Consider the following 322-nt stretch of genomic DNA (forward strand, 5'->3'; position numbering starts at 1 on the left):
CCCGGTGAGGCGCGTGAGGCGGATCTGGGTGTCGCTTCGGGTAACGGCAAGGGGCAGATCTTCGTCAAGGGTGAGGTCATCAAGACGGTGCCGGAGTCGAAGATCGTGGAGACCCTGATCGACGAGGCCATGAAGATCGCCGAGCAGATGGAGAAGGACGGCATCGCCTCCGGCGAACCGCAGGTCTCCATTAGCTGAGCCCCCTTTTTTTGAGGCTCGGTTCGCCTCCGGGGCGCTTCAGTCACTGTCGACGGTCGACCGTGCTCGGTCGCTCGTTCCTCGCTCCCTGCGCGCGCTCTCCCTTTCGACAGCGACGCGCCCC

The 322-nt window shown here is 64.6% G+C and carries 1 pseudogene; it reads left to right on the forward strand.

What is annotated here, in order from left to right:
* Window positions 1-198, forward strand: a pseudogene (locus KN815_RS42300) (flavodoxin-dependent (E)-4-hydroxy-3-methylbut-2-enyl-diphosphate synthase); the annotation flags it as partial.
* Between the last annotated feature and the right edge of the window lie 124 nt (window positions 199-322).

This window comes from Streptomyces niphimycinicus (assembly GCF_018883605.1).
Taxonomy (GTDB): Bacteria; Actinomycetota; Actinomycetes; order Streptomycetales; family Streptomycetaceae; genus Streptomyces; species Streptomyces niphimycinicus.